Source organism: Streptomyces sp. NPDC055140, assembly GCF_053607285.1.
Window position 1 is genome coordinate 1 of record NZ_JBSGTG010000035.1, and the last position, 23,855, is coordinate 23,855.

Sequence of the window (23,855 nt, forward strand, 5' to 3'; positions counted from 1 at the left end):
CACCGTCAGGTCATCAGCGAAATGCCGGTCCCCCGTCGCATCCGGCACATACTTCACGGTGACAACGATCCTCAAGCTCACGCCGGCTCTCCTACCCTGGTGTGGTTCCTGAAAGCGACACTATGGCACTCAGTACCCTCTGGCAAGGTACGTGGTGCCAGAGGGGCCGCTTCGGTGTTACGTTCCCGGCATGACTGAGGCGACCAGACCGGCCAAGAAAGCGCCGATGCGCGAGGTGCTCGCCGAGGCGGCGTTCCAGCTCTTCCTCGACCGGGGTTTCGAGCAGACCACGGTCGACGACATCGTCGCCCGTGCCGGTGTCGGGCGCAGGTCGTTCTTCCGGTACTTCCCGTCCAAGGAGGACGCGGTCTTCCCGGATCACGAGCGCTGCCTCGCCGACATGACGGCGTTCCTCGAAGAGGATGACGGCAGCGACCCGGTGGGCACCGTCTCCGACGCGGCGCGCCTCGTGCTGCGCATGTACGCGGCCAACCCCGAGTTCTCCGTGCAGCGTTATCGCCTCACGCGCGAGGTGCCGGGGCTGCGGACGTACGAGCTGTCGGTGGTGCGGCGCTACGAGCGCACCCTGGCGGGCTATCTGCGGGAGCGTTTCGAGGGGGAGCGGGACGGCGCGCTGCGGGCCGAGGTGATCGCCGCGTCCGTCGTCGCCGCCCATAACAACGGGCTCCGCTCCTGGCTCCGTTCGGGTGGTGAGGGAGACCCGTACGCGGCCGTGGACCACGCTCTGGGGATGGTGCGCGGTGTCTGGAGTGGCGCGGATCGGGGTGCGGCCCTGCCCGCCGCCGAGGAAGAAGTCGTCGTGATGGTCGCCCCGAAGGGTGCCCCGATGTGGCAGGTCGTGCAGCGGATCGAAGCGGCCTTCGGCCAGGGCTGAGGGCTCGATCCGGGGACGGATCCGACTGGATTTGGCACTCAGTACCTTTACAGCTCGGAACTCAGTGCCATACGGTGCGGAGGCGCCGACGCGATGGTGCGGCGCATCAGAGCCGAGCGCAGGGGGCCGAGCCGTGTCCGAGACAGCAACAGCAACCCACACCGCGCCGATCGGGCACCAGGTGTCCCACACCGCGCCGACCGGGCCCGACGGGACCGGCCTGACGATCCAGCGCTGCCGATGGTGCGGCACCGCCTCGTTCCGGCGGCTGCTGTGTCCGGTGTGCGCGTCGAGCGATCTGCAGGCCGAACACAGCGACGGTCTTGGCGTCGTCGTGCAGTCCAGCGTCGTGAACCGTTACACGGGGACGGCGCGCAACGAGTCCCTCGTCCGCTTCCCCGAAGGCTTCGTGTTCCGGTGCCGTGTCGTCGGTGCCGCCCCGAACCTGGTGTGGATCGGCGCCCGGGTGCGGCCCGTGGCCGGCAGCGACCCCGACGCCGGGGAAGTCGTCTTCGAGCTGTGCGACACGGGCGGACGCACCGACTGGCAGTGACCCTGTCGTATTGCGACAACTGGTGGCCCGGCAACCGCGGGCGGCGGTAAGAGAGGACGATCTTCGATGCGTGAGTTCGGCAGAGTGGGCGTGGTGGGCTGCGGCCTGATGGGATCGGGCATCGCGGAGGTCTGCGCCCGCGCCGGTCTCGACGTCCTGGTCGCCGAGCGCGGCGAAGAGGCGCTTGCGGCCGGCCGGTCCCGTATCACCGCGTCCCTCGACCGCGGCCTGCGCAGCGGCAAGTTGAGCGCGGACGAGCGCGAAGCCGCCCTCGCCAGGCTGGAGTTCACCACCGACCTCGACGAGTTCGCCGACCGTGACCTGGTCGTCGAGGCCGTCGCCGAGCAGCCCGACGTGAAGACCGCCGTGTTCAAGGAGCTCGACCGGGTGCTCGGCGGCGGGGACGCGGTCATCGCCTCCAACACCTCCTCCACCCCGATCATCGACCTCGCCGCGGTCACCTCGCGCCCCCAGCAGGTCGTAGGCGTCCACTTCTTCAACCCCGTACCCGTACAGCGCCTCGTCGAGGTCATCCCGACCCAGCTCACCGCGCAGAGCGTCACCGACGCGGTGACGGACTTCGCCGAGCGGCGGCTCGGCAAGACCGTCGTCCACGCCCAGGACCGGGCGGGTTTCGTCGTCAACGCCCTGCTGATCCCCTACCTCGTCTCCGCCGTCAGGATGCTGGAGTCGGGGGCCGCGTCCGCCGAGGACATCGACAACGGCATGGTGCTCGGCTGCGCGCATCCCATGGGCCCGCTGCGCCTCCTCGACCTCATCGGCCTCGACACGGCCCAGTCCATCGCGGAGTCGATGTACGACGAGTTCAAGGAGCCGCTGTACGCGCCCCCGCCGCTGCTGCGCCGCATGGTCGCCGCGGGCGCGCTCGGCCGGAAGTCGGGGCGCGGCTTCTACGCGTACGACAGCTGAGCCGGGCGCACTCGGCGCCGGTCAGAAGTCGACCGGGTCCCGGATCAGCGGGCATGTCATGCAGTGCCCGCCGCCTCGGCCGCGGCCGAGTTCCGCGCCGACGATGGTGATGACCTCGACGCCCGCCTTGCGCAGCAGCGTGTTCGTCTGGGTGTTGCGGTCGTACGTGATGACGACGCCCGGCTCGACCGCGACGGCGTTGTTGCCGCTGTCCCACTGCTGGCGCTCGGAGGCGTAGACGTCGCCGCCGGTCTCGATCACGCGCAGTGCGCCGAGGCCGAGCGCCTTCGCCACGACGTCGACGAACGGGCGCGAGCCCTCGTCGGTGATGTGGAGGCCGGACGGATCGTCGCCGGGGCGCAGAGTGAACGTGTGGACGGCGTCCATGATGGCCGGGTAGAGCGTGACGATGTCGCGGTCGGCGAAGGTGAAGACGGTGTCCAGGTGCATGGCGGAGCGCAGCTTCGGCATGCCGGCGACGATGACCTGGTCCGCCGCGCCGTTCTCGAACAGCGCGGCCGCCACCTGAGTGATCGCCTGGCGTGAGGTGCGTTCGCTCATGCCCATCAGGACGACGCCGTTGCCCACGGGCATGATGTCGCCGCCCTCGAACGTGGCCTGGCCCCAGTCCCGTTCGGGGTCTCCCCACCACACGGTGGAGCCGGTGAAGTCCGGGTGGAACGTGTAGATCGCCTTCATCAGCAGGGTCTCGTCGTGGCGTGCGGGCCAGTACAGCGGGTTGAGGGTGACGCCTTCGTACAGCCAGCAGGTCGTGTCGCGGGTGTAGAGGGTGTTGGGCAGGGGCGGCATGAGGTACTCGCGTACGCCCGTCGACTCGCGGACCAGGTCGACGTAGTCGGAGCGGAACTCGTCCGGCAGGTCGGTGGTGGCCAGTCCGCCGATCAGATACTCGGTGAGACGGTGCGGGCTGAGCTCGTCGAGGAAGGCCCGGGTGTCGTCCATGAGGCCGAGGCCGACCTCGTTCGCGACGATCTTGCAGTCCAGGAGCCAGGCCTTCGCCTCGGGGATCGTCATGGTCTCGGTGAGGAGTTCGTGCAGTTCGACGACGTCGACGCCGCGTCCGCGCAGCTTGTTGACGAAGTCGGCGTGGTCGCGCTGGGCGTTCTCCACCCACATCACGTCGTCGAAGAGGAGGTCGTCGGAGTTGGTCGGGGTGAGCCTGCGGTGGGCGAGGCCGGGCGCGCAGACCAGGACCTTGCGCAGCGTGCCGACCTCGGAGTGGACGCCGAGCGCCGGCTCGGCCGTGGTGTCGTTGCTGGTCACGATGTGCCTTTCCAGAGAGTCGGTGTGACGGGCGGGCCGGTCAGAGGCTGATCCAGCCGGCCGCCAGGGCGATGACACCGAGGACTGCTCCGGCCACGGACACCGCGAGGATTACGAGTTCGGCGGGGGAGAACAGACGTCTGCCCTGTTCGCGGCGGGCCATCACGAAGAGCACCGTGGCGGGCGCGTAGATGATGAAGGACACCAGGACGAACTTCATGCCGGCCGCGTAGAGAAGGAACGCCGTGTAGACGGTCGCGACGCCCGCCACGACGAGTTCGCCGCGCGAGTCGTGGGCCCCGACCGTGAGTGCGTCCGGTCGCACCGCGATCTTCACGGCGAACGCGGCGGCCAGCAGGAACGGGATCAGCGACAGGGCGCTGGTCAGATCGAGCGCGAAGTTGAACGCGTCGTCGGAGAACGAGGTGATGACCAGGACGACCTGGGAGAGGGCCGTGGTCATCACGAGTGCGGGCACGGGAACGTCGGCGCGGCTCGTGCGGGCCAGGAACCGCGGCATGTCACTGTCCCTGGCGGCGACGAGGAGGACCTCGGCCGCCATCAGCGTCCACGCGAGATAGGCGCCGAGCACGGAGATGATGAGGCCGACGCTGACGAACACCTTGCCCCAGGTGCCGACCGCCTCCTCGAGGACGCCTGCCATGGACGGCTGGCGCAGCTCGGCGATCTCGCTCATCGGCAGGATGCCGTACGACACGATCGTGACGGAGGCGAAGACGGCGAAGACGCTCAGGAAACCCAGCACGGTCGCGCGTCCGATGTCCTCGCGGCGTTTGGCGTGGCGGGAGTAGACGCTCGCACCCTCGACGCCGAGGAACACGAAGACCGTGGCCAGCATCGTCCCTCTGACCTGGTGGAACAGTGAGCCCGCGTAGTCGGCGCCGCCGAAGTTCTCCGCGAAGACATGCGGTTTGAGGCAGAACAGGGCCAGGAGGACGAAGACGAGGATCGGCACGACCTTCGCGACCGTGACGATGCGGTTGATCGTGGCGGCTTCCTTGACGCCCCGCCGGATCAGGAAGAAGAACGCCCACAGCCCCGCGGAGGAAAGGATGATCGCGAGGGCGGTGTCGCCTTCGCCGAGGGCCGGGGCGATCGCGCCGATGGTCGACATGATCAGTACCCAGTACGTCACATTGCCGACGCAGGCGCTGGCCCAGTAGCCGAACGCCGAGAAGAAGCCCAGATATTCGCCGAACCCGGCCTTGGCGTACGCGTACACACCGGCGTCCAGATCGGGCCTGCGGACGGCGAGCTTCTGGAAGACGAAGGCGAGCATCAGCATGCCGGTGCCGGCGATGGCCCACGCGATCAGGGCGCCGGCCACGCCGGTCTCCTGCGCGAAGCGGCTCGGCAGGGAGAACACGCCGGCACCGACCATGGATCCGACGACCATCGTCGTCAGTGTGAGCAGGGTCAGCTTGGCCGCGGGTGACTGCTCGGGCTGGTCGGCGGCGAGGGTGCCTTCTGCCTTCATGTCTTCCTCTGGCCGTGGGGCGTTGGAACCGACAGAGGACGACCATATTCACAAAATGTCCGGGATGTCCCCTTGGGGGGTGAGTGGGCGGCAAGGGGAGTAGTGCCGCGCGCTGAACCGGAATTTCGGGCATATCGTGCATCGAGGAAGCCTTGCGAAGCCTCACTCCTCTGGGAAGGCGCTCCCATGCAGCCCGAACTGACACCCGCCGTGCTCGCGTCGCTGCGCCGGCCCCGGCACTATCCGGCAGTGTCGGTCCTCGTGCCCACGCACCGGCGGAAGCCGGACAACGCGCAGGACCCCATCCGGCTGCGCAATCTGCTGGCCGGCGCGGCCAAGGAGCTGGAGGCCGATCCCGCGGTGACCCCGGAGCGCCGCCAGGACGTCGTCGAGCAGCTGGATCTGGCGCTCGCGGAGATCGACCTCGACCACGCCGAGGACGGTCTGGCGATCTTCGCCTCGCCGGGCGAGCACCACGTGTGGTCGCTGCCGCGCACCGTCCCCGAACGGGTCGTCCTCGCCGACACGTATCTGACCCGCAATCTCGTCGCCGCGTACACCGCCGAACAGCCCTACTGGGTCCTCGCGGTCTCGGCGGACCGCGCCGCGCTGTGGAGGGGCGACGCGCGGCGCCTCGTGGAGCAGCACACCGCGGGATTCCCGCTGACCCGGAGCCTCGACGACCCCGACGCCGAGCGCAAGGAGCGCATCGGGGACCTCCCGAGCACCTACCGAGACGAGCAGACCCGCCAGTTCCTCCGGCAGGTCGACACGGCGCTCGGCGAGGCCCTGGCTCCGACGGCGCGGCTGTACGTGGCCGGTGAGCAGGCGGCCGTCACGCTGCTCAACGAGGTCGGAACCGCCACCGAGCACGCCGTCCCCGTGGCCCTCGGCGGGCTCGCGAACGCCGGAGCGGAAGCCGTGCGCGAGGCGGTGCGGCCCGCCGTCACCGCACAGGAGCAGCAGAGTGTGGCCGCCACCATGGCGGACATCGAGCGCGCCCGGGGCTGGAAGGAGTTCGCCGCGGGCGTGGACGAGGTGTGGGAGCACGTCGCCGCCGGGCGGGTCCGCGCACTCGTCGTCGAGGAGCACTTCCGCACCACCGTCCGGCAGGACGGCGATCACCTGGTCCCGGCCGAGCCCGGCGACCTGGACGCCCACGACGACATCGTCGACGAGATCGTCGAACGGGCCCTGGAGACGGGCGCCGAGGTGCGCTTCGTCCCCGACGGAACCCTCCCGGAGGAGACGGGAATCGTCGGAATCATGCGCTATTGACCTCGTCGGCACCCCTGTCAGAGGTGCCGGAAAGAGCCAGACCTTTCGGAGAGATTCAAGGAGACGTCTGAATGAGTGCCGGTTCCCCCGGGAAGAAGCCAGCGCCGCGCCGGCGGCGGTCCATGACGGCCGTCCTCGCGGTGCTCGCCGCCGCGACAAGCGCCGCGGCCCTCGTATCGTGCAGCACGGACAACGGCAACAACAGTTCGTCGAGCGTCAGCCCGCGCGCGACACCCCCCAATACGGCTTCCTTCTCCGGCACCCCGCCCTCCGCGATGGCGTCGGCCGCCAAGTCGGCCGTCGCCTCGGCGAAGGCGGAGGCCTCGGCGGCGGCGAGCTCCGCGTCGGCCAGGGCCTCCGAGTTCGAGGCGTCCGTGTCGGCAGAGGTCGAACGGGCCAACGCCGCGGCCGCCAGTGAACTCATGAAGGTCAAGGGCCAGGGCAACGCCACGGCCGACGTCGCCCTCACCGGGAAACCTCGGTCCCAGACGGGCGGCGTGTTCGCCGTCGTCGTCAACATCACCAACCGCACCGACAAGAAGGCGTCCTACGCGGTGCAGGTCGACTTCAAGGACGCCGACGGCAAGGTCGTCGAGACCCGGTACGTCGGCGCGGAGAACCTCGACCCCGGCGAGCGGGCCCAGCCCCTCGCCATCAGCCGCAAGCCCCCGGAGATGAAGCTGACCGCGAAGGTCGCCAAGGCGCAGCGCTACTGAGTCCGAGCAGCGCTACTGAGTGTGCAGCGCTGCAGGGAAGCGCCTCAGGGCCGGAGCAACTGCGCGAAGCGTTCGACGTCGATGTTGCCGCCGCTGACGATGACACCGACGCGGCGGCCGCGCAGCTGCCCGGCCAGGGCGCGCGCGGCGGCGAAGCCGAGGCAGCCCGTCGGCTCGACGACGGTCTTCATCCGGGTGTGGAAGATCCGCATGCACTCGACGAGTTGGTCGTCCGTCGCGGTGAGGATGTCGTCGACGCCGTCCTTGATGACGGCGAAGGTGTGCTTGCCCAGGTGCCGTGTCTGCGCGCCGTCCGCGATCGTCTGCGGGGTGTCGATGTCGACGATGTGGCCCGAGCGCAGCGACTGCCTGCCGTCGTCGCCCGCCTCGGGCTCGACGCCGTAGACCGCGCAGCCCGGGGACAGGGCGCGGGCGGCGAGGATCGACCCGGAGAGCAGCCCGCCGCCGCCCAACGGCACGAACAGCGCGTCGAGTTCGCCGACCTCCTCGAACAGCTCCTTGGCCGCGGTGCCCTGACCCGCCATCACATCCGGGTGGTCGTACGGCGGGATCAGCGTCAGGCCCCGCTCGGCGGCGACCCGGTGCCCGATCTCCTCGACGTTCTCCGAGTAGCGGTCGTACATCACGACCTCCGCGCCGTACCCCTTGGTGGCGGCCAGCTTGGCCGCGGGCGCGTCGTGCGGCATGACGATGGTCGCGGGCATTTCCAGGATGGCGGCGGACAGGGCCACGGCCTGCGCGTGGTTGCCGGACGAGTAGGCGACGACGCCGGCGCGGCGCTGCTCCGGGGAGAACCTGGACAGCGCGTTGAACGCGCCGCGGAACTTGAAGGCGCCCATGCGCTGGAGGTTCTCGCACTTGAAGTGGAGGGAGGCGCCGAGTTCGGCGTCGGTGAGGCGCGAGGTGAGCACGGGGGTGCGGTGGGCGTGCGGGGCGACGCGCTCGTGCGCGCGCACGACGTCCTCGTAGGTCGGCAGGTCGGTCGGCGTCAGGTCGGCCATGGGGGACTTCCTCTCAATTGGCAGCTGCTCATGTGGCGTCCGGGCATGCGGCATGTGGCATCCGCTCATTTCGTATCCGCGTACACCGTCGCCCTCGACACACCCAGGTGGTCGGCGACGATGCCTGCCGACCGGCGTACTTCCATGAAGCCCTGGGCCTTCAACTCCCTTACGAGTTCACGGCGTTGGGTCGTCCGCAGGGCGCGGGGCGTGGTCGCGCGGTCGGCGGCGAACGCGTCGATGCGGGCGCGGATGGCGTCGCCGCCCGCCGGGTCGAGCGACTCGGCGGGGGTCGCGGAGCCGTCGGAGCGGCCGAAGTGGTCGAGCACGGTGCGGATGCCGTCGAAGACGGTCATGTCGATGTTCAGGCAGAGCGCGCCGGCGTAGTGGCCCTGCTCGTCCTTGACGCCGATCGACGTGCTCTTGACCCGGCGGCCGTCCGCGAACCGGTTCGGATAGTTCGCCACGACCTGCGGGTACGTGTCGTCGGCCAGCCGTGCGAGCCCGAGTTCGGTGGCGGGGTCGCCCACGGAACGGCCCGACAGGTTGTTCTCGATGGCGACGATCGCGTGGTCAGGGTCGTCGAGATCGTGCACGACGACCTCGCAGAACGGCGCGAACGTGGCCGCGAGCCCCTTGGCGACCTGCTGGAGCTGCTCCATGAGATGGGTGTGACCGGGTTCGGACATGTTGACAGTTTATAAAGAGCTGGACTGTTCGTCCAGAGAGATCAATCGCTGCGCGGAGAGTCGGAGATCAATGGTTGTCCGGAGAGTTCACGTGGTCACGTGCTCGGAGTCGCCGTCCTCGCCAGCCAGTCGTACGCGGCCTCGGCCGTGAACTCCCGCTGCCCGCCCCGGAACAGCAGCCCCGCCGTGGCGAACGCGGGATCGTCGGCCTGCGCGGCCACGTACGGGATCGCGATGCAGCGCATCCCCGCGGCATACGCGGCCGCGGCTCCCGGGATCGCGTCCTCCATCACCGCGCAGTGCGCGGGCATCGCGCCGAGCCTGCGCGCCGCCTCCAGGAACACGTCGGGTGCGGGCTTGCCGTGGGCGACCTCGTCCGCGGAGACGTAGATCCTGAGCTGTGCGGCCAGGCCCGTACCCGACAGGATCGCGTCGATGGCCTCGGGCGACGATCCGGACGCTACGGCCATCGGGACCCCCTCCGCGTGCAGTCGCTCCACGAGCTTCCGCATCTGCGGATAGACCGCCGTGCCCGCGCGCGCGAGCGCCAGATAGCGGGTGTTCATCTCTGTGAGCAGCGCCTCCACCGGGGCCTGGATGCCGTACTTCTGGCGCAGGATCTCGATGGTCTCCTGGGTGCTGATGCCGACGTACGTCTCGTGTTCCTGCCAGGTGAAGTCCGGGACGCCGTGCTCGGCGAGGGTGCGCCGGCACGCCTCGAAGTAGTTCGGCTCGCTGTCCACGAGGGTTCCGTCGAGGTCGAGGACGACCGCGGTGCTGCCCAGGGTGCTCATGCGTTCCAGGATGCCAAGGCGGCGGTCACCGGCGCTCGGCGGCGGCCCGGCCGATCGCCTCGACGAGCGGCAGGATCCGGTGCGGCACGCGCTCGCGCAGCGCGACCTCGGTGCGGGTGCGGACCACGCCGGGCAGCCGGTTGAGCTGCTGGATGATGTCCTCCAGATGGCCGTTGTCGCGGGCCGCGACGCGGGTCAGGAGGTCTCCGCCGCCGGTGATCGAGAAGGCCTCGATGATCTCCGGCACGCCGGCGAGCGCGTCGCCGACGTCTTCGAGATGGCCCTGCGTGACCTCGATGTGGACGAAGGCGAGGACGGGGTGACCGAGCGCCGTGGGGGAGAGGGCCGGACCGGTGCCGGTGATCACGCCGTCGCGCTCCAGCCGGTCGAGCCGCGCCTGGAGCGTGCCGCGGGCCACGCCGAGGATGCGGGCGTACTCGCGCACACTCGTACGCGGCTGCTCCAGGAGGAGACGCAGGATGCGGGTGTCCAACTCGTCCACGGCCATGGGTTGCGGCCTCCTTCGCGGGGCGGTGATCGCCGGACGACTGTACCAATGGTCCAGTGGATCCGGGATTGTGCGGGCCGGCGGAGCACGTCAGGGAAGCAGCCCGGGATCCGGTGCGGGATCCGGTGCGGGGTCCTGTCGAGAGGGGGTCGGTCACGAGATATCTTGATGTCGAGCAATGTTGCAGACGTGGAGCGGAGCACCCGGTGACTGACTCGACCATCATCTATACGCACACCGACGAGGCCCCGGCCCTCGCGACGTATTCGTTCCTGCCCGTGGTCGAGGCCTACGCCTCGACCGCCGGCGTCAGTGTGGAGAGCCGCGACATCTCGCTGGCCGGGCGGATCATCGCCAGCTTCCCGGAGCGCCTCGAGGAGGGCCAGCGCATCGACGACGCGCTCGCCGAGCTCGGCGAGCTGGCCAAGACGCCCGGCGCGAACATCATCAAGCTGCCGAACATCTCGGCCTCCATCCCGCAGCTGAAGGCGGCCATCGCCGAGCTGCAGGCCCAGGGCTACGCGCTGCCGGACTACCCGGACGACCCGCAGACGGACGAGGACAAGGACGTCCGCGCCCGTTACGACAAGGTCAAGGGCAGCGCCGTCAACCCGGTCCTGCGCGAGGGCAACTCCGACCGCCGCGCCCCCGCGTCGGTCAAGAACTACGCCAAGGCGCACCCCCACCGCATGGGCAAGTGGACGCCGGAGTCGAAGACCAACGTCGCCACCATGGGCGCCAACGACTTCCGTTCCACCGAGAAGTCCGCGGTCATCGCCGAGCCCGGCACCCTGCGCATCGAGCTGGCGGCCGCCGACGGCACCACCACCGTCCTGCGCGAGTCCGTACCGGTCCTCGCCGGCGAGGTCATCGACGCCTCCGTCCTGCGCGTCGCCGCGCTGCGCGAGTTCCTCACGGCGCAGATCGCCAAGGCCAAGGCCGAGGGCGTGCTGTTCTCCGTGCACCTCAAGGCCACGATGATGAAGGTCTCCGACCCGATCGTCTTCGGCCACGTCGTGCGCGCCTTCTTCCCGAAGACGTTCGCGAAGTACGGCGAGGCTCTCGTCGCCGCCGGCCTGTCCCCGAACGACGGCCTCGGCACCATCCTCAAGGGCCTGGACTCCGTGCCCCACCTGGGCGCCGAGATCAAGGCGTCCTTCGAGGCCGAGATCGCCGAGGGCCCCGCCCTCGCCATGGTCGACTCCGACAAGGGCATCACCAACCTGCACGTACCGTCCGACGTCATCGTCGACGCGTCCATGCCGGCCATGATCCGCACCTCCGGCCACATGTGGGGCCCGGACGGCGACGAGGCCGACACCCTCGCGGTGCTGCCCGACAGCAGCTACTCCGGCGTCTACCAGGTCGTCCTCGACGACTGCCGCGCCAACGGCGCCTTCGACCCGTCCACGATGGGCTCGGTGCCGAACGTCGGCCTCATGGCGCAGAAGGCCGAGGAGTACGGCAGCCACGACAAGACGTTCGAGATCCAGGCCGCGGGCACCGTCCGCCTCGTGGACGCCGCGGGCAACGTGGTCCTGGAGCAGGAGGTCGCCGAGGGCGACATCTTCCGCGCCTGCCAGACCAAGGACCTGCCCATCCAGGACTGGGTCAAGCTCGCCGTCACGCGCGCCCGCGCGACCGGCAACCCGGCCGTGTTCTGGCTCGACGAGGGCCGCGCGCACGACGCGACGCTCATCGAGAAGGTCAAGACGTACCTGGCCGACCACGACACGGACGGTCTCCAGATCGAGATCATGTCGCCGGTCGAGGCCACCGCGTTCTCCCTGGAGCGCATCCGCCGCGGCGAGGACACCATCTCCGTCACCGGCAACGTCCTGCGCGACTACCTGACCGACCTCTTCCCGATCCTCGAGCTGGGCACGAGCGCGAAGATGCTCTCCGTCGTCCCGCTGATGAACGGCGGCGGTCTGTTCGAGACGGGCGCCGGCGGCTCCGCCCCGAAGCACGTCCAGCAGCTCGTCAAGGAGGACTACCTGCGCTGGGACAGCCTCGGTGAGTTCCTCGCCCTCGCCGTCTCCTTCGAGCACCTCGCGACCACCACGGGCAACGCCCGCGCCAAGATCCTGGGCGACACCCTCGACCGCGCGACCGGCACCTTCCTCAACGAGGACAAGTCGCCGAGCCGCAAGCTGGGCGGCATCGACAACCGCGGCAGCCACTTCTACCTCGCCCTGTACTGGGCGCAGGAGCTGGCCAAGCAGACCGACGACGCCCAGCTCGCCGAGGCGTTCGCGCCGCTCGCCAAGACCCTCGGCGAGCAGGAGCAGACGATCGTCGACGAGCTGATCGCGGTCCAGGGCAACCCGGCCGACATCGGCGGCTACTACCAGCCCGACGCCGCCAAGGCCGCGGCGATCATGCGCCCGTCGGCCACGTTCAACCAGGCCATCGCGTCGCTCGCCTGAGCACTTCAGGCAGCACTCCCGGTGTGACGCGTTCCGCCCCGGTCGGCACCAGCCGGCCGGGGCGGTCCCGTTTCCGAGGTACGGGTGACTACGTGGCCGCCTCCGAGGCACGCCGGTGGCGCAGCAGCTCGACCCCGTTCCCGAACGTCCGGCTCGCCACCAGCCCGGAGCGGGACCGTGCGGCCCGACGCCGGGAGAACAGCGGCTTCCCGCCCCCGATCAGCACCGGATCGACGAACAGGCGGAACGTCTACCAGGTCGTGCCCCATGAAGGCCGCCGCGAGATCGGTGCCGCCGAGCGCCATGTCCCCGCCGGTCCGCTCCTTCAGCGCCAGGTGTCCTCCACGACGAGGTCCCGCACGATCGTCGTGTTCCAGCCGGTGTTCCCCGGCGTTCTGGAGAACACGATCTTCGGCATGTTCCGCCAGATGACGGCGGACTCGGCTGCCCACTCGCTGCAGTCCGGATCGGCGTCGGCGGTTGGCCGGACCGACAGCATCAACTCGTGGGTGACCCGCCCGTCCAGGAAGGCGCGAGGATTTCACGCCCCTGGACTCAGAGCTCCAGTGCCGCCGCCAGCCGCCGCCACTGCTCCCGGGGAAGGCCGGCCCGGTCCTCGCCCGAGACCAGCACCTGGATGGCGACGTGGTCCGCGCCCGCGTCCAGGAAGGCGTCGATCCGCTCGCGCACCCGCTGCTCGTCACCCCAGCCGAAGAGGGCGTCGACGAGCCGGTCGCTGCCGCCGTTCGCGAAGTCGTCCTCGGTGAAGCCAAGACGCAGCCAGCTGTTGGTGTAGTTGGTCAGCTGCAGATAGAACGCGAGCGTCTCGCGGGCGGTCGCCCGGGCGCGGTCCGCGTCGGCCTCCAGGACCACGGTGAACTCCGGCGCGAGCAGCGGCCCCTGGCCGAGCGCCTCACGGGCCTGCGCGGTGTGCTCAGGGGTGACCAGATACGGGTGGGCGCCGGCGGCACGGTCCCGGGAGAGCTCCAGCATGCGCGGGCCGAGCGCGGCCAACACGCGGCGGTCGGCCGGGATCCCCGCGGCGTCCAGCGCGTCGAGGTAGTCGACCATGGCGCCGTACGGACGCTTGTACTGCGCGGTGAGCTTCGCGTGGCTCACGCCGAGGCCGAGCAGGAACCGGCCGGGGTGGGCGGCCTCCAGGGCGGCCCAGCGGTCGGTGGTCTCCCGCGCCTCGTGCTGCCAGATGCTGAGGATGCCGGTCGCGACGGTGATCTTCGAGGTGGCCTCGATCAGCGGGGCGGCGTGTTCGATGCCACTGCTGCCGCCGAGCCAGAGCGCGCCGTAGCCGAACTGCTCCAACTCCGCTGCGGTTTCGGCGAGTTCGGCCGCCCGGGCAGGGTCTGGGTCGCGCAGCCCGGTGTTCCACAGGCCGTACCTTCCGATCGCAGATGCCTGCGTGCTGCTGCTGTCGCTGAAGCTCATGAGCTGCCTCCCGCTGCCAGGTGGATCAATGTTCGACGTCTGCCGCAACCCTCGTAGGTGATCTTGTATTCCGCGTGATCTATGCGATGCGCCCGATGTGGGTGATCGAGTTCGGCGGCCGGGTGCCGACCGGATGCGGACACCGTCGAGGCAGGCGACCTTTGTGCGCGATGGCCGCCTGGGCGGGCCGCACCGTCAACACCCACCCCGGATCAACCCGCCTTGATCATGTCGGCGCACTTCTCGCCGATCATCATCGTCGTGATGCACGGATTGACGGCAGGCAGGAACGGCATGACCGACGCGTCGGCCACCCGCAGCCCGCTGACCCCTTTGACCCGCAGCTGCGGGTCGAGCGGAGAGTCCGCGTCGGACGCCGAGCCCATCCGGACCGTTCCCGCCGGGTGATACACCGTGTTGTGGGTCTCCTTGACGTACGAGAACAGCTCGTCGTCGGACTGAGCGGCCGGGCCCGGGGCGAGTTCGGCACCCGCCCACGCGGCCATCGGCGCCTGCGCCGTGATCTCCCGTGCGAGCCGAAGCCCGTGGATCATCACCCGGATGTCGTGCTCATCCGTGAAGTACCGCGGGTCGACCCTGGGCTTGTCACGGAAGTCGCGGGTGCGCAGCCGCACCGTGCCCATGGACCGGGCCCGGGTGACGTTCGGCGTGAGACAGAACGCGTTGTCCGTCGTCGGGTAGCCGCGCCGGTACGTGTTCATGTCGAAGGGCACCGAGCCGTAGTGGAACATCAAGTCGGGCCGGTCCAGGCCTGGTTCGGTTCCAGCGAAGATGCCGATCTCCCACCACTGGGTGGACCTCGTGACCATGGGCTGCTTCGCCTCCCACATGATCACACCCTCCGGATGGTCCTGGAGATGCGAGCCGACACCGGGGGAGTCCACCCGCACATCGACGCCGCAATCGCGCAGATCCCCGGCCGGGCCGATGCCCGACAGCATCAGCAGCTTCGGCGAGTCGATGGCCCCGCAGCTCACGATGACTTCACGCCGCGCCGCGACCGAGCCGCTGTGAATGGTGTCGGGTTCCAAGTAATCGACACCGGTGCAGTGCTTGCCGTCGTCGAACCGCAGCGACTTGGCCTGGAGCCCGGTACGGATCTCCAGATTCGGCCGGTTGTCGAGAATCGGATGGAGATACGACACGGACGCGGACGAACGGGTGCCGTCCGCACGGGCGTTGATCTGGAACCAGTGCGCGCCGCGCACCACCGTGGAGCCGGTGTTGAACGGCGTGGTGGGAATGCCCGCGTCGGCGCAGGCGGCCAACAGGGCCCTGCCGCACGGGTCGTTGGGCGGGATCGTGCGGATGGTGACGGGGCCGGAGCGGCCATGGTGGTCCCCGGGCGCGTCGTTGGTCTCAAGGCGCTGGTAGAGCGGGTAGCAGTCCGCGGCGCTCCACCCCGTACAGCCCAGCGCCCCCCACTCGTCGAGATCCTCGGCCGGCGCCCAGAACGCGATGCAGGAGTTGTGAGACGAGCAGCCGCCGAGGACCTTGGCGCGGGCGTGTCGCATGAAGCTGTTGCCGTTCTCCTGCGGCTCCACCGGGTAGTCCCAGTCGTAACCGGACTCCAGCAGGGCCATCCACCGCTCGAGCCGCAGGATGCTGTCGTCGCCGACGTCGGAGGGACCGGCTTCCAGCACACAGACAGTGATGGCCGGGTCCTCGCTCAGCCGCGCGGCCACGACCGCCCCGGCCGTACCACCGCCGACCACCACGTAATCGAACTCGTCCACCTCTGCTGCTCCTTCTCGATTCAGAATCCGCCGTGGGCCGGTGCGGGCTCCGGAGGTTCTCCGACGGCGTGTTCGGCGATCACGCCGGTCTTCTTGCGCTGCACGAACCAGTAGTAGGTGAAGCCCGCGGCCGCGACGACGCTGACGAACAGGACGCCGCCCCATCGCAGATACCAGTGCTGGGGTCCGGTGGCGTTGTAGACCGCGGCGCGCGGCCACAGCAGGTTGACCGACATCGCGGCGCCCCAGAGCACCGCCAGGATGTTGACCGGCAGGCCGAAGCGGCCCAGTGAGAAGCAGCCGGGCGCGGGCATCCACTCGCCGCGCAGCCGCTGTACCAGCATGGGCCCCGTGACCAGGAGATACGCGATGTAGATCATGATGATGGCGATGCTGGTGACAACCGAGAAGATCTGCGGTTGTTTGATGTTGACGACGAGGATGGCGATCGCCACGATCCCGATCAGGCACGTGGCGACCACCGGTGTCTTGAACCGCGGGCTGATCCTGGCCAGTTTGGAGCCGGCCGGCAGGTTGTTGTCACGGGCCATCGCGAACGCCATGCGCAGGCCGGCGGTCTGTACGGACAAGGCGCACACGGTGATGGCGATGACGACGCACCACAGCACGGCCAGGCCGACCGTCTCGCCGAGCGTGGCCTTCACCACGTACTGCAGACCGTCCACCGACAGCTCCTTGGCCCGCAGATCAGGGGTGGCGAGCAGCGCGAAGAGCAGGATCAGGCCGCCCAGGACGAAGGAGGCGATCAGTGCGCGCAGGATGGCGCGCGGAGCGTTGCGGGCCGGATCGATGGACTCCTCACCGAGCGAGGAGGCGGTGTCGAAGCCGTACATCACGTACGCCGAGGCGAGCGACGCGGTCAGGAATGCGCCGAGGTAGCCGAGCGGCTGGCCCTGTCCGTAGCCGTCGGTGTCGAGGAGCGCGCTCGGACCGCGGGTGATGTGCGCTGCCAGCAGGCCCACCAGCACGACCGCGGCGATCAACTCGATGAACACTCCGGCGGAGTTGATGGTGGCCATCAGTTTGACGCCGAAGGCGTTGACCAGGGTGGTGAAGAGGATGAGGATCGTGCCCAGGAGCACGGCGTTGGTGGCCGCGTCGTACTGTCCCGTCCCGTCGCCGATCACCTGGAAGACGCTCGAGATCTGAGGCAGCGTCAGCTGGTACGCGAGGGCCACGGCGGCCAGCGACACCATGGTCGCGATCGTCATCATCCAGCCCGCCAGCCAGCCGATGTGCGGACCGCCCGTGTGCTTGGCCCAGTTGTAGACCGACCCCGCGACGGGGAAGCGCCCCGCGAGTTCACAGAAGCTCAGCGCCACCATCAGCTGCCCGATGAAAACCATCGGCCACGACCACCAGTAGGCCGGCCCGCCGAAGCTGACGCCGAAGTAGAACAGCTGGAAGGTGCCGGTCAGGATGGAGATGTAACTGATTCCGGCGGCGAAGGTGTGGAAATTGCCTAGGGTGCGCTTGAGTTCGGGCTTGTAGCCCAGCTCCGTGAGCGCGGCGTCCTGGTCTTGACCACTCGCGGCGTGACCAGGTCCATCAGGCGGAATGTCCGGCATCGCCGTTCTCCTCTCCCGCGCGGGTGGTGGCGTGCCCAGGGCTCACTCGAACCACCGCTGCGGCCGTGGCGCGGTGTTACGCCAGATGTGCTTGGCCTCCTGGTACTCCGCGAGGCCGGTCGGACCCAGCTCCCGGCCGACGCCGGACTGCTTCATCCCGCCCCACTCGGCCTGCGGTACGTACGGGTGGAAGTCGTTGATCCATACGGTCCCGGCGTTCAGCAGGGACGCGACCCGCTCGGCTCGCTCGGCGTTCTGCGTCCAGACCGCTCCGGTCAGGCCGTAGACGGTGTCATTCGCGAGGGCGACCGCCTCGGCCTCGTCGCGGAACCGCTCGACGGTCAGGACCGGGCCGAAGGATTCGTCGCGCACCACCGACATGCCCGGGGTGCACTCGGCGAGGACGGTCGGCGGATAGTAGTAACCGTCCCGCAGTGCCGGGCCCTCGGGCCGGACGCCACCGCAGCGCAGCACCGCACCCTCCGCAACGCCGGCGGCCACATATGCCTCGACCTTGTCGCGGTGGGCGGCGGAGATCAGCGGACCCGTGCGGGCATCCTCGTCGAACGGGCCGCCCATCGGGATCGCCCGGGCCCGCGCCACCAGGTCCTCGACGAACCTGTCGTGCAGCTCGTCCTGGACCAGCAGCCGCGCCCCGGCCGAACAGACCTGACCGGAGTGCAGGAACACGGCCATCAGGGCGTAGTCGACAGCCGTCTCGTAGTCGGCGTCGCCGAACACGATGTTGGGGTTCTTGCCGCCGAGCTCCAGAGCCACCTTCTTCACGGTGGCCGAGGCCGCGGCCATGATGCGCCGTCCCGTGACGAGACCACCGGTGAACGACACCATGTCGACCCGAGGGTCTTCGGTGAGCGGTGCTCCCGCGTCCGGACCGGTGCCCAGGACGAGATTGGCGACCCCGTCGGGCAGTCCGGTCTCGGCCAGCAGCCGCATCAGGATGATCGCGGTGTGGGGAGTGAGCTCGCTGGGCTTGAGGACGAAGGTGTTGCCCGCGCCGAGCGCGGGGGCGACCTTCCACGCGGTCTGCAGCAGCGGATAGTTCCAGGGAGTGATCAGCGCGCACACGCCGACCGGCACGTGCACCACTCGGCTGTCCACGCCGGGGTTGCCGGTGTCGACGATCCGGTCGGTGCCGCCGGAGGCCACCAGATTGCCGAAGTAGCGGAAGCAGTTGGCGATGTCGTCCATGTCGTATTCGCTCTCCACGAGCCGTTTCCCGGTGTCCAGGGATTCGGCGCGGGCGAGTGCGTCCTTGTCACGCTCGACGAGGGCGGCCACACGCAGCAGCAGCGCGCCGCGCTCGGCGGCCGGTGTGGCGGGCCACGGTCCGCGGTCGAAGGCTTCACGGGCCGCGGCGACCGCAGCCGCCGCGTCCTGCGGACCCGCCTCGTCGACCGTCGCGACCAGCGTGCCGTCGGCCGGGCAGCGGATCTCGCGCACCCGCCCGTCGACGGCAGCGATCCACCTGCCACCGATGAACAGCTCAGGCATGCAGACTCCTCCGGGTCGGACGTTCGATCCAGCTCCCGAGCACGATCGGTCCTCCGATCCCGCTCCCGAGCACGTGGTGTGGTGCTCCACTAACCGACAGTAAGTAGGCGACGTCGTCCGTGCAGCACCGCGGGGGCCAGCGGTGAGCAGGTTCCGGCGGCGCCGGCTCAGCTCGTGACGCGGATGCGTGAGGCGTACGTCCATGGGGCCCGCCCCGCCGAGGCGGTCGTCACCGGCTTCAAGCGCGGCGGACGGGTCGTCGGCCGTTTGCCTGCCGCTTCGAAGGCCGGCAGTGCGCCGTCTCCCTCGCCGTGGTCCGTTGGTCCCCTTCCGGCTGAGGCGCGGAGCTTTTGACTGGGCCATTGGCCCAAGGCTTTCGCCTGCTGTTGATCCATAGGCCCTTGAGGTGCTGTGATGTTCCCGTCGATGGCGCTGCGGGATCTCCGCGGCGCCTTTTTCATGCGGAGTTCCGCGGCGACGCGGAAAGGGTGGGTGGCTGTGCTGAAGAGGGTGTTCGTGGCTCCGGATCCGGGGCGGCTGCGGCTGCGCTTCGCGGCCCGTGGCGTCCTCGGCATCAGCCTTGCGGTGGCCCTGTGCGGGCTCGCCGGACACTCGCTCGTCGCGGCCATCACCGGTGGCCTGGCCGCGCTGCTCGCCCTGTTCACGGTGACCGACGCGACGGTGCGCGGACAGGCCGTGACAACCGCGCTGCTCCCGGCCGTCGGACTCCCGGTGCTCGGGCTCGCGGCCGTGCTGCACGACGTGCCCGTCGCCCGTGACCTGGCGTTCCTCGCGGTTGTGGGCGCCGGCGTGTACGCGCGGCGGTGGGGGCCGCGCGGGCACTCCCTCGGCGTGTTCGCGTTCATGACCTTCTTCGCCGCGCAGTTCCTGCACACCGTGCCGGACCAGCTCCCCGAGCTGTACGCGGCCGTACTCCTCTCGCTGGCCTCCGCGTCCGTCGTGCGGTTCGGCCTGTGGTGCTACGAGCGCCGGCTGCCGACGCCCGCGGCGGTGGCGGCGCCCACCGGTGGGCGCCGGCTCGCGCGCATCACGACGCGGCAGGCCGTGCAGGCGACCATGGGCGCCGGCTTCGCGCTCGCCGCCGGTCAGGTGCTGTCCGACCAGCGGTGGTACTGGGCCGTGGGCGCCACGTGGTGGGTGTTCGTGAACACGACGTCCCGCGGGGAGACCGTTGTGCGCGGATTCCGGCGGTTCCTCGGCACGGTGCTCGGCATCGTGCTCGGCTTCGCCGTGGCCGTGCCGCTGCACGACCAGCCGGTCGCGGCCGCGGTGATCGTCGCGCTCAGCGTGTTCGGGATCTTCTACACCGCCGCTGTCTCGTACACGTGGATGATGCTCGCCGTCACCGTCATGGCGAGCATGCTGTACGGGCTGCTCGGCGTGCTCGACCCGGCGCTGCTCGTCCTGCGGGTCAGCGAGACCGCCGTCGGGGCGCTCGGCGCCGTGCTCGCGGTACTGCTCGTGCTGCCGGTGACCACGCACTCCGTCACCGACGCGTGGGTCGAGCGGGCCCTGCGCTGCGTCCACGCCTGTACCGCCGAGTCCGCCGCCCGGCTCGCGGGCTCACCGACGGCCGACCCGACCCGGCGCGTGACCGAACTGGAGTCGATCCTCGGCAGGGTGCGGCTCTCGCTCGCGCCGCTGGTGCATCCGTTCAGCCCGATGCGGGCGCGGATGGGCCGGGCCCGGCACGTACTCGAACTGCTCGACGACTGTGCGCGCGAGGTGCGCGGGCTAGCCTCCGTCGTCGCCGACCCGGAGGCCTCGCACGACGCCCGGCTCGCCGCGGCCTGCTGGCGCGTGGAGACCGCCGTCGAGGCGCTCACCGACGCCCCGGCGGGCGGGCAGCGCCGCCAGACCGCATCCGCTGCGGTGCCGCAGGTCGTCGAGGGCGAACCCGTGCTGGCCCATCTCCACGCCCTGGAGCAGGCGCTGCTCGAACTCGCCGTCCCGCTGCGCGGATCCAACCGGGTCGCGGTCGGCGTCTGAGCCCTCGCGGCTCCGGCCCACCGGAAGAGGGCGCGCGCTGGATATTTCGCGCCCCTGTAGTGCTCTGCGCGCTCCCCACTGGTCGGGGTCTGATCGCGCGTACGGTCGCGGCCCCACGGCACCTGTCCCACCTGCGGCAACGCCCCGCGAGCCGGACGGCCCGGCGCGGCCCGGGGCGGATTCACCTGTCACGTAGACGACGGATCGGCCCCCGGATGGGTGACGCAGCGGCATCATGTGGACGCACGGAGTGCGCGGCCCCGCGGGAGGGCCCGCGGCCGGGGACCCCCTGGGAGTGCGCCATGCCCGATACACCACAGCGAACCGACGGTCCCGCCGGCTGGCTGGACCGAGCCGAGGCAAGAGACGGAGTCGCGGCGTGGGACGGAGCCACGGCCAGGAATCGAGCCGAGACAAGGGATGTCGGCGCGGCGCGGGTCGGAGCCGCGAGCGGAGACGGAGCCATCGCCTGGGGCGGAGGCTTCCAGGAGCGGCACGATCGCTGCCCGGAGGGCGCCGCCCGCCGTCACCCCTCCGCCACCGGTATCGGCCACCCCCGCAGCTCCCACCCCCGTGACCCAGCTCCCCGCACCCCAGAACTCTGGCCCGCCGCATCCGACTTCATCCGCGCCCACCACGCCGAGGAGCGGCTCGGCGATCCGGCCCCCCGCCTCGCGGAGGCATACGCCGAGATCGCGGACACAGGAACGTATCGCCACACCGAGCGCGAGCTCACCTTCGGGGCTCGCGTCGCCTGGCGGAACGCCAACCGCTGCATCGGCCGCCTCTACTGGAACTCCCTGCACGTCCGTGACCGCCGCCACCTCACCGCCGCCGAGGACATCGCGGCCGCCTGCGCCGACCATCTGCGCGGGGCCTCCCAGGGCGGCCGCATCCGCCCCCTGATCACCGTCTTCGCACCCGACGCGCCGGACCGCCCCGGACCGCGCATCTGGAACGAACAGCTCATCCGGTACGCGGGGTACGTGCAGCGCGACGGCCGTGTCGTCGGCGACCCGCGCAACGAGGGACTCACCGCGCTCGCCCGGCGCCTCGGCTGGCGCGGCGGCGACGGCACCCCCTTCGACGTACTGCCCCTGATCGTCCAGGGCACCGACGACAAGCCGCGCTGCTTCGACCTGCCGCCCGACGCGGTCCTCGAAGTCCCCATCGAGCACGAGGACCACGACTGGTGGGCCGGGCTGCGCCTGCGCTGGCACGCCGTGCCCGCCCTGTCGACGATGTGCCTGGAGATCGGCGGGATCTGCTATCAGGCCGCCCCCTTCAACGGCTGGTACATGGGCACCGAGATAGGCGCCCGCAACCTCGCCGACACCGACCGCTACGACCTCCTGCCGCTTATCGCGGAACGTCTCGGCCTCGACACCACCAGCGACCGCTCCCTGTGGAAGGACCGAGCCCTCGTCGAGCTGAACCGCGCCGTCCTGTACTCGTTCGACCGAGCAGGCGTCACCGTCACGGACCATCACACCGAGTCCCGGCGCTTCCTCACCCACCTCGACCGCGAGGAGCGCAAGGGCCGCACGGTCGGCGCCGACTGGTCCTGGATCGTGCCGCCGATCTCCGGCTCGGCCACCCCCGTCTTCCACCGCACGTACGACACCACGGAGCGCACGCCGGCGTACGTACAGCATCCCGAGGCACTCGCCAGGGCGTCCGGCGACTTCCTGGTCTAGACCCGCTGCTACCGTCGGCCGCACGAACGGCGAGCACCGGGCTCACCGTGCATGCGGTGCAAGGGGATTCGAGTGGGCGACAGGCAGGGCGGACGGGCGTACATCGGATCCTTCACCGCCGCGGGAGGCTCCGGGATCCTCACCGCGTCCGTGCACATGGACAGCGGCTCACTCACCGTGCTCAGCTCCGTCGACACGCTCCCCGACCCCTCGTACCTCGCGCTCTCGCCCGCGCGCGACATCCTCTACGCGGTGAGCGAGACCTCGGAGGGAGCCGTCGCCGCGTTCCGCACCGGGGACGGCAAGCCGGAACTCGCCGGGCGCGGCGTGTCCGTCCGCGCCTCGGGCCCCACCCATCTCGCCCTGTACGACGGCCATGTGCTCACCGCCAACTACGGCTCGGGCAGTGTCACTTCGGTACGGCTGCGCGCCGACGGCACCCTCGACGGCGGCTCTGTCGACGAACTGCGGCACGAGGGTTCCGGCACGCATCCCAAGCGCCAGCAGGGCCCGCACGCCCACCAGGTGATGCCGGACCCCAGCGGCCGCTGGGCCGTCAGCGTGGACCTCGGCACCGACTCCGTGCGGGTCTGCTCGATGCGGGACGGGCGCCTGGACGTGCACCGCGAGGTCGCCCTGCGGCCCGGCTCGGGACCGCGGCACCTCGCGTTCCACCCGCGCGGCGACCGCGCGTACATCCTGAACGAGCTCACGCCGAGCGTCACCGTCTGCCAGTGGGACGCCGACGAGGGCGCTCTGCAGCCGCTCGGGGAGATCTCCGTACTGCCGGACGCGCCGCACGGCGACGCGTTCCCCTCCGCGGTCGTCGTGGCGCCCGACGGGCGCTTCCTGTGGACCGCCACACGCGGCGCGAACGTCATCTCCGTCCTCGCCCTCGACACGACCGCCGACCGCCCGACGCTGCGCGCCACCGTCTCCTGCGGCGGCGACTGGCCGCGCGACCTGGCGCTGCACCCCTCGGGCCGCTTCCTGTACGCGGCGAACGAGCGGTCCGGCGACGTGACGTGGTTCTCCGTGGACCGCGAGACCGGTCTCCCGCGCCGCAGCGGCTCCATCGAGGCGCCCGCCGCGTCCTGCGTGATCTTCGGCTGAGACCGTCCCCGAGCGGGTACGGCGCCCGGGCCCCCCCCCCCCCGGGGGGGCCCCGGCCCGGGGCCGGGGTCGGGCCGGGGCCCCCACGGGGCCCCCGCCCCCCACCCGGCCTAAGCGGGGGGTACCCAACCCCCCCCG

Annotated in this window: 20 protein-coding genes and 1 pseudogene; 9 read left to right on the forward strand and 12 right to left on the reverse strand. The window is 70.4% G+C overall.

Translation table 11 applies throughout. The features are described 5' to 3' along the window. Positions 1–81: pseudogene (locus tag ACWFR4_RS40570) on the reverse strand (electron transfer flavoprotein subunit beta); the annotation flags it as partial. A gap of 145 nt (positions 82–226) precedes the next feature. Here ACWFR4_RS40570 and ACWFR4_RS40575 point away from each other — a divergent pair. The 3 genes from ACWFR4_RS40575 to ACWFR4_RS40585 all read left to right on the forward strand — a co-directional run bounded on the left by ACWFR4_RS40575 (position 227) and on the right by ACWFR4_RS40585 (position 2,378). Beyond that, positions 227–895, forward strand: a complete 669-nt coding sequence (locus ACWFR4_RS40575) for a TetR family transcriptional regulator (RefSeq protein ID WP_453656646.1) — start codon at positions 227–229, stop codon at positions 893–895. Between the two features lie 169 nt (positions 896–1,064). Then, complete coding sequence (locus ACWFR4_RS40580) at positions 1,065–1,448, forward strand: Zn-ribbon domain-containing OB-fold protein (protein ID WP_453467837.1); 384 nt, start codon at positions 1,065–1,067, stop codon at positions 1,446–1,448. A gap of 66 nt (positions 1,449–1,514) precedes the next feature. Continuing rightward, complete coding sequence (locus ACWFR4_RS40585) at positions 1,515–2,378, forward strand: 3-hydroxybutyryl-CoA dehydrogenase (protein WP_453467817.1); 864 nt, start codon at positions 1,515–1,517, stop codon at positions 2,376–2,378. Positions 2,379–2,399: 21 nt separating this feature from the next. Here the strand turns inward: ACWFR4_RS40585 and ACWFR4_RS40590 are convergent, their stop codons facing one another. Both ACWFR4_RS40590 and ACWFR4_RS40595 read right to left on the reverse strand, forming a co-directional pair. Continuing rightward, positions 2,400–3,662 (reverse strand): arginine deiminase, encoded by a 1,263-nt coding sequence (locus ACWFR4_RS40590; protein WP_453467819.1) that lies wholly within the window; start codon positions 3,660–3,662, stop codon positions 2,400–2,402. 40 nt (positions 3,663–3,702) lie between these two features. After that, the gene (locus ACWFR4_RS40595) at positions 3,703–5,160 is read right to left on the reverse strand and encodes a basic amino acid/polyamine antiporter (protein ID WP_453467821.1); all 1,458 of its coding nucleotides are present in this window, start codon (positions 5,158–5,160) and stop codon (positions 3,703–3,705) included. Between the two features lie 186 nt (positions 5,161–5,346). On the opposite strand from ACWFR4_RS40595, the gene ACWFR4_RS40600 reads away from it, so the two are divergent. Next, entirely contained in the window at positions 5,347–6,438 is a 1,092-nt protein-coding gene (locus ACWFR4_RS40600; RefSeq protein WP_453467823.1) for a baeRF3 domain-containing protein, read from the forward strand. 71 nt (positions 6,439–6,509) lie between these two features. Further along, positions 6,510–7,154, forward strand: coding sequence for an FxLYD domain-containing protein (locus ACWFR4_RS40605; RefSeq protein WP_453467825.1), 645 nt, complete (start codon positions 6,510–6,512; stop codon positions 7,152–7,154). Between the two features lie 44 nt (positions 7,155–7,198). On the opposite strand, the gene ACWFR4_RS40610 is transcribed toward ACWFR4_RS40605, so the two are convergent. From ACWFR4_RS40610 to ACWFR4_RS40625, 4 genes are all read right to left on the reverse strand, one after another. Then, a complete protein-coding gene (locus tag ACWFR4_RS40610; RefSeq protein WP_453656636.1) occupies positions 7,199–8,176 on the reverse strand; it encodes a threo-3-hydroxy-L-aspartate ammonia-lyase in 978 nt (325 codons plus the stop codon). A 65-nt stretch (positions 8,177–8,241) separates the two neighbouring features. Further along, complete coding sequence (locus ACWFR4_RS40615) at positions 8,242–8,865, reverse strand: helix-turn-helix transcriptional regulator (protein ID WP_453656637.1); 624 nt, start codon at positions 8,863–8,865, stop codon at positions 8,242–8,244. Positions 8,866–8,960: 95 nt separating this feature from the next. Then, positions 8,961–9,659, reverse strand: coding sequence for an HAD family hydrolase (locus tag ACWFR4_RS40620; RefSeq protein WP_453467831.1), 699 nt, complete (start codon positions 9,657–9,659; stop codon positions 8,961–8,963). 25 nt (positions 9,660–9,684) lie between these two features. Next, complete coding sequence (locus tag ACWFR4_RS40625; RefSeq protein WP_266567339.1) at positions 9,685–10,167, reverse strand: Lrp/AsnC family transcriptional regulator; 483 nt, start codon at positions 10,165–10,167, stop codon at positions 9,685–9,687. Positions 10,168–10,373: 206 nt separating this feature from the next. On the opposite strand from ACWFR4_RS40625, the gene ACWFR4_RS40630 reads away from it, so the two are divergent. Next, the gene (locus ACWFR4_RS40630) at positions 10,374–12,596 is read left to right on the forward strand and encodes an NADP-dependent isocitrate dehydrogenase (protein ID WP_453467833.1); all 2,223 of its coding nucleotides are present in this window, start codon (positions 10,374–10,376) and stop codon (positions 12,594–12,596) included. 325 nt (positions 12,597–12,921) lie between these two features. Here ACWFR4_RS40630 and ACWFR4_RS40635 read toward each other — a convergent pair whose 3' ends face one another. From ACWFR4_RS40635 to ACWFR4_RS40655, 5 genes are all read right to left on the reverse strand, one after another. Continuing rightward, entirely contained in the window at positions 12,922–13,095 is a 174-nt protein-coding gene (locus ACWFR4_RS40635; protein WP_453468133.1) for a hypothetical protein, read from the reverse strand. Between the two features lie 56 nt (positions 13,096–13,151). Further along, the gene (locus tag ACWFR4_RS40640; RefSeq protein ID WP_453468132.1) at positions 13,152–14,039 is read right to left on the reverse strand and encodes an LLM class F420-dependent oxidoreductase; all 888 of its coding nucleotides are present in this window, start codon (positions 14,037–14,039) and stop codon (positions 13,152–13,154) included. A 212-nt stretch (positions 14,040–14,251) separates the two neighbouring features. Further along, on the reverse strand, positions 14,252–15,796 hold the full coding sequence (locus tag ACWFR4_RS40645; protein WP_453656638.1) for a GMC family oxidoreductase: 1,545 nt from the start codon (positions 15,794–15,796) through the stop codon (positions 14,252–14,254). A 20-nt stretch (positions 15,797–15,816) separates the two neighbouring features. Beyond that, entirely contained in the window at positions 15,817–17,385 is a 1,569-nt protein-coding gene (locus ACWFR4_RS40650) for an APC family permease (RefSeq protein ID WP_453468130.1), read from the reverse strand. A 42-nt stretch (positions 17,386–17,427) separates the two neighbouring features. Further along, positions 17,428–18,897: an aldehyde dehydrogenase family protein gene (locus ACWFR4_RS40655; RefSeq protein ID WP_453468129.1), complete on the reverse strand. Its 1,470-nt coding sequence runs from the start codon at positions 18,895–18,897 to the stop codon at positions 17,428–17,430. Positions 18,898–19,395: 498 nt separating this feature from the next. On the opposite strand from ACWFR4_RS40655, the gene ACWFR4_RS40660 reads away from it, so the two are divergent. The 3 genes from ACWFR4_RS40660 (at position 19,396) to ACWFR4_RS40670 (ending at position 23,717) form a co-directional block, all read left to right on the forward strand. Beyond that, a complete protein-coding gene (locus ACWFR4_RS40660) occupies positions 19,396–20,907 on the forward strand; it encodes an FUSC family protein (protein ID WP_453468134.1) in 1,512 nt (503 codons plus the stop codon). Between the two features lie 302 nt (positions 20,908–21,209). Next, a complete protein-coding gene (locus tag ACWFR4_RS40665) occupies positions 21,210–22,604 on the forward strand; it encodes a nitric oxide synthase oxygenase (RefSeq protein ID WP_453468128.1) in 1,395 nt (464 codons plus the stop codon). Between the two features lie 51 nt (positions 22,605–22,655). Beyond that, positions 22,656–23,717 (forward strand): lactonase family protein, encoded by a 1,062-nt coding sequence (locus ACWFR4_RS40670; RefSeq protein WP_453468127.1) that lies wholly within the window; start codon positions 22,656–22,658, stop codon positions 23,715–23,717. Positions 23,718–23,855: the final 138 nt, after the last annotated feature.